This window comes from Streptomyces flavofungini (assembly GCF_041028215.1).
Classification (GTDB): domain Bacteria; phylum Actinomycetota; class Actinomycetes; order Streptomycetales; family Streptomycetaceae; genus Streptomyces; species Streptomyces flavofungini_B.
Genome location: NZ_JASKYR010000620.1, coordinates 1 through 4,210 on the forward strand (window position 1 = coordinate 1; position 4,210 = coordinate 4,210).

5 protein-coding genes are annotated in these 4,210 nt (G+C 71.4%); 3 read left to right on the forward strand and 2 right to left on the reverse strand.

Going from position 1 to position 4,210, the window contains the following annotated elements; genetic code table 11:
- The 3 genes from AB8Z36_RS31115 to AB8Z36_RS31125 form a co-directional block, all read left to right on the forward strand.
- The coding region (locus AB8Z36_RS31115) for a PfkB family carbohydrate kinase (protein ID WP_369216733.1) at window positions 1-253 on the forward strand (253 nt) is incomplete at its 5' end.
- A complete protein-coding gene (rbsD, locus tag AB8Z36_RS31120) occupies window positions 250-639 on the forward strand; it encodes a D-ribose pyranase (RefSeq protein ID WP_369216734.1) in 390 nt (129 codons plus the stop codon). The genes AB8Z36_RS31115 and rbsD, both read left to right, overlap by 4 nt.
- 208 nt (window positions 640-847) lie before the next feature.
- The gene (locus AB8Z36_RS31125) at window positions 848-2,194 is read left to right on the forward strand and encodes a M28 family metallopeptidase (protein ID WP_369216735.1); all 1,347 of its coding nucleotides are present in this window, start codon (window positions 848-850) and stop codon (window positions 2,192-2,194) included.
- A 69-nt stretch (window positions 2,195-2,263) separates the two neighbouring features.
- On the opposite strand, the gene msrB is transcribed toward AB8Z36_RS31125, so the two are convergent.
- Together msrB and murC are read right to left on the reverse strand one after the other, a co-directional pair.
- Window positions 2,264-2,671 carry a peptide-methionine (R)-S-oxide reductase MsrB gene (gene msrB, locus AB8Z36_RS31130; RefSeq protein ID WP_369216736.1) on the reverse strand — a complete coding sequence of 136 codons (408 nt, stop codon included), beginning with the start codon at window positions 2,669-2,671 and terminating at the stop codon, window positions 2,264-2,266.
- A 13-nt stretch (window positions 2,672-2,684) separates the two neighbouring features.
- On the reverse strand, window positions 2,685-4,079 hold the full coding sequence (murC, locus tag AB8Z36_RS31135; RefSeq protein ID WP_369216737.1) for a UDP-N-acetylmuramate--L-alanine ligase: 1,395 nt from the start codon (window positions 4,077-4,079) through the stop codon (window positions 2,685-2,687).
- Window positions 4,080-4,210 lie beyond the last annotated feature (131 nt).

Below are 4,210 nucleotides of genomic sequence, written 5' to 3' on the forward strand. Positions count from 1 at the left end.
GCTGACCGCCGTGGCCGGCGAGGAGGCCGTACGGGTGGCGAGCCCGCGGGTGGACGCGGTGGACACGACCGGCGCGGGCGACGCCTTCACCGCCGCGCTCGGCTGGCGTCTCGGCCTCGGCGAGGATCTGGCGACGGCGGCGGCCTACGCGGCACGGGTGGGTTCGGCGGCGGTCACCCGCAAGGGCGCGCAGGACTCCTATCCGACCGCGGCGGAGCTGGCGGCCCGCGCGCCGGAGGTTTTGTCCCCGTGAAGAAGTCGGGCATCCTCAACCGCCATCTCGCGGGCGCGCTGGCCGAATTGGGCCACGGCGACACGGTCCTGGTCTGCGACGCGGGCATGCCGGTCCCGGCGGGCCCGCGCGTGGTGGACCTGGCGTTCCGCGCCGGGGTCCCGTCCTTCGCGGAGATCCTCGACGGACTGCTCGCGGAACTGGTGGTCGAGGGCGGCACGGCGGCGGACGAGGTGCGGGAGGCGAACCCGGAGACGTGGCGGCTGCTGCGTGCGGCCCTCCCGGCCCTGGACCTGGTGCCGCACGCGTCGCTCAAGGAGCTCTCGGCCGGGGCGCGCCTGGTGGTCCGCACCGGGGAGGCCCGCCCGTACGCGAATGTGCTGCTGCGCTGCGGAGTCTTCTTCTGAGGGGCGTGGCACCTTCGGGCCCTGTCCGCAATACGAACACGGCTGCCCGCATTGTGACCGGATTCCGCTCTTGACGTGGACACGTCCCGCCTTCAACATCAGGCAACGCACAGCTGAGCACCCAGCTCCAAAGGCGCCCCGCGACACCCGCGTCGCAGGGCGCCTCGCACGTTCCGTCCCCACTTCTGTTCGGAATCCGGAGCCCCACATGAGACTCGTCCGATCCGTCCGGCCCGCGCTGCCCCGTGCCCTGAGACGCACCACCGCGGGCGTCGCCGTCCTCGCCGCCGCGGGGCTGCTCGCCACCGCCGCGCCCTCGGCCCTCGCGGCCCCCGCGGCGCCCGCACCGGCCCTCGCGGCGCCCGACATCCCGCTCGCCAACGTCAAGGCGCACCTCTCCCAGCTCCAGTCCATAGCCTCGGCGAACGGCGGCAACCGCGCCCACGGCAGGCCCGGCTACAAGGCCTCCATCGACTACGTGAAGAGCAAACTGGACGCGGCGGGATTCACCACCAGCGTCCAGCAGTTCACCTCCAGCGGCGCGACCGGCTACAACCTGATCGCCGACTGGCCGGGCGGCGACACCAGCAGGACGCTGATGGCGGGCGCGCACCTCGACAGCGTGTCGTCGGGCGCGGGGATCAACGACAACGGCTCGGGCTCCGCGGGAGTCCTTGAGACGGCGCTCGCGGTCTCAAGGGCCCAGCTCAAGCCCACCAAGCACCTGCGTTTCGCCTGGTGGGGCGCGGAGGAGCTGGGCATGGTGGGTTCCCGTTACTACGTGAACAACCTGCCGACGGCCGAGCGCGCGAAGGTCAGCGGCTATCTGAACTTCGACATGATCGCCTCCCCGAACCCGGGTTACTTCGTCTACGACGACGACCCCACGATCGAGAAGACGTTCAAGGACTACTACGCGGGCCTCAACGTCGCCACGGAGATCGAGACCGAGGGCGACGGCCGCTCCGACCACGCCCCGTTCAAGAACGTCGGCATCCCGGTCGGCGGCCTCTTCAGCGGCGCGGAGCGCGCCAAGTCCAGCGCCCAGGCCCAGAAGTGGGGCGGCACGGCGGGCCAGGCCTTCGACCGCTGCTACCACTCCTCGTGCGACTCCACGTCGAACATCAACGACACCGCGCTCGACCGGAACAGCGACGCCATCGCCCACGCGATCTGGACGCTCTCCACGGACACGCAGGTCCCGCCGGGTGACGCCTACGAGAACACCGCGGACGTCGCCGTACCGGACAACGGCGCCGCCGTCACCTCGACAGTCAACGTCACCGGCCGCACCGGCAACGCCCCGGCCGCCCTCAGGGTCGACGTCGACATCCGCCACACCTACCGCGGCGACCTGGTCGTCGACCTCCTCGCCCCCGACGGCACCGCGTACCGCCTGAAGAACTCCAGCGGCGGCGACTCCGCGGACAACGTCATAGCGACCTACACGGTCAACGCCTCGGCCGAGACCGCGAACGGCGCCTGGAAGCTCCGCGTCCAGGACGTGGGGCCCCAGGACACGGGCTACATCAACAGCTGGAAGCTGACCTTCTGACCTCCCGGCCGCTGAGAACGGCCCTCGCCCGGGTCCGGGACAGCCCCGGACCCGGGCGAGCCGCGCGTGTCAGCCCTCGGCGGGCGTCAGCCGCAGGGAGATCGAGTTGATGCAGTACCGCTGGTCGGTCGGGGTCGGGTAACCCTCGCCCTCGAAGACGTGGCCCAGGTGCGAGCCGCAGCGGGCGCAGCGGACCTCCGTGCGGACCATGCCGTGCGAGGTGTCCTGGAGGAGCTCGACCGCGTCGGTGTCCTTCGGGTCGAAGAAGCTCGGCCAGCCGCAGTGCGACTCGAACTTCTCCGTCGAGGTGAACAGCTCCGCGCCGCAGGCGCGACAGGAGTAGACACCCGCCGTCCTGGTGTCGGTGTACTCACCGACGAAGGCCGGTTCCGTACCGGCCTGGCGCAGCACGGCGTACTCCGAAGGGGTCAGCTCCGCCCGCCACTGCTCGTCCGGCTTCTCGACGTCGTACGCCATGGGTGCAATCCCCTTACTTCGACAGGTGGGCCAGGATGCGCGGGCCAAGGTCGGTGACGTCGCCCGCTCCCATGGTGAGAACGAGATCACCGGGCCGCGACATTCCCGCGATCTCCCGCACCGCCTCGTCCTTGTCGTGGGCGGCCCGCACCTCGGCGCCCGCCGCACGGGCCGCGTCGATGATCAGGTCGCTGGTGATGCCGGGGATCGGGTCCTCGCGGGCCGGGTAGATGTCCAGGACGACGGAGGAGTCGGCCAGCGCGAGGGCCTGGCCCATCTCCGTGCCCAGCTCCTGGGTGCGCGAGAAGAGGTGCGGCTGGAAGAGGACCAGGATGCGCGAGCCGTCGGCAGCGGCCCGCATCGCCTCCAGGTCCGCCGTCATCTCGGTCGGGTGGTGGGCGTAGGAGTCGATCACCTGGACGCCCGCGGCCTCGCCCTTGAGCTGGAGACGGCGCTTGACGCCCGTGTAGGACTTCAGGGCACCGGCCAGGTTGCGGGACGGGATGCCGAGCGCGATGCCCGCGGCGAGCGCCGCGACCGCGTTGTTGGCGTAGTGGCGGCCGGGCACCGAGACGGTGAAGGTGAGCAGCTTGCCGTCGAGGAGGACGGTGACCTCGCTGGTCAGACCCCGCGCGTTGATCTTGTGGATGCGCAGGTCGGCGCCCTCGGACTCGCCGTACGTGACGACCTTGAGCTGTCCGAGGTCCCGGATGCGCCGGGTCAGCTCGACGGCGCCCTCCTGGTCCGCCGAGATGACCAGCGTGCCGCCGGGCACGACCTTGCCCGCGAAGATCTCGAAGGACTCGTAGATCTCGTCCATCGACGCGTAGTTCGCGTGGTGGTCGAGCTCCACGTTCAGGACGATGGCGACCTCGGGCGCGTACTTGTGGAAGCTGCGGTCGCTCTCGTCGGCCTCGGCGACGAAGATGTCGCCCTCGCCGTGCAGCGCGTTCGACCCCGGCACGTCCAGGTCGCCGCCGATCGCGTACGACGGGTCGAGGCCGAGGGCCGCCAGCGTGACGGCCAGCATCGACGTCGTGGTCGTCTTGCCGTGCGTACCGGCCACGGCGATCGGGCGCAGGCCGTTCATCAGCGACGCGAGGGCGTCCGAGCGGTGCACGACCGGGATGCCGAGCTCGGCGGCGCGGGCCAGCTCGGGGTTGTCGGCGCGGATCGCCGAGGAGACGACGACGCAGGTCGCGTCGGAGGCGAGGTGCGCGGCGTCGTGCCCGATGTGCACCGTGGCGCCGAGCGCCCGCAGCGCCTCCGCCGTGGCCGACTCCCTGGCGTCACTGCCCGCCACCTTGGCGCCGCGCTGGGCCAGGATCTTCGCGATCCCCGACATCCCGGCGCCGCCGATGCCGATGAAGTGCGGTCGGTCCATGGCGGTAGGAAGGCCGGGTGCCATGTTGTCTCTCCCCTGATGATGCGACGACCAAGGCCGTCTGTAGTACGAGCACCCCCAGCCTATTGCCTGCCCACCCCAGCCTCTCCAGGGGCGCGGGGACGGGCCCCGCCAGAGGCTGGGGTGGGCAGGCA

Coding starts and splice junctions, on each gene's coding strand:
- murC (WP_369216737.1), bottom strand. CDS start 4,079: ATGGCACCCGGCCTTCCTACCGCCATGGACCGACCGCACTTCATCGGC.
- AB8Z36_RS31125 (WP_369216735.1), top strand. CDS start 848: ATGAGACTCGTCCGATCCGTCCGGCCCGCGCTGCCCCGTGCCCTGAGA.
- msrB (WP_369216736.1), bottom strand. CDS start 2,671: ATGGCGTACGACGTCGAGAAGCCGGACGAGCAGTGGCGGGCGGAGCTG.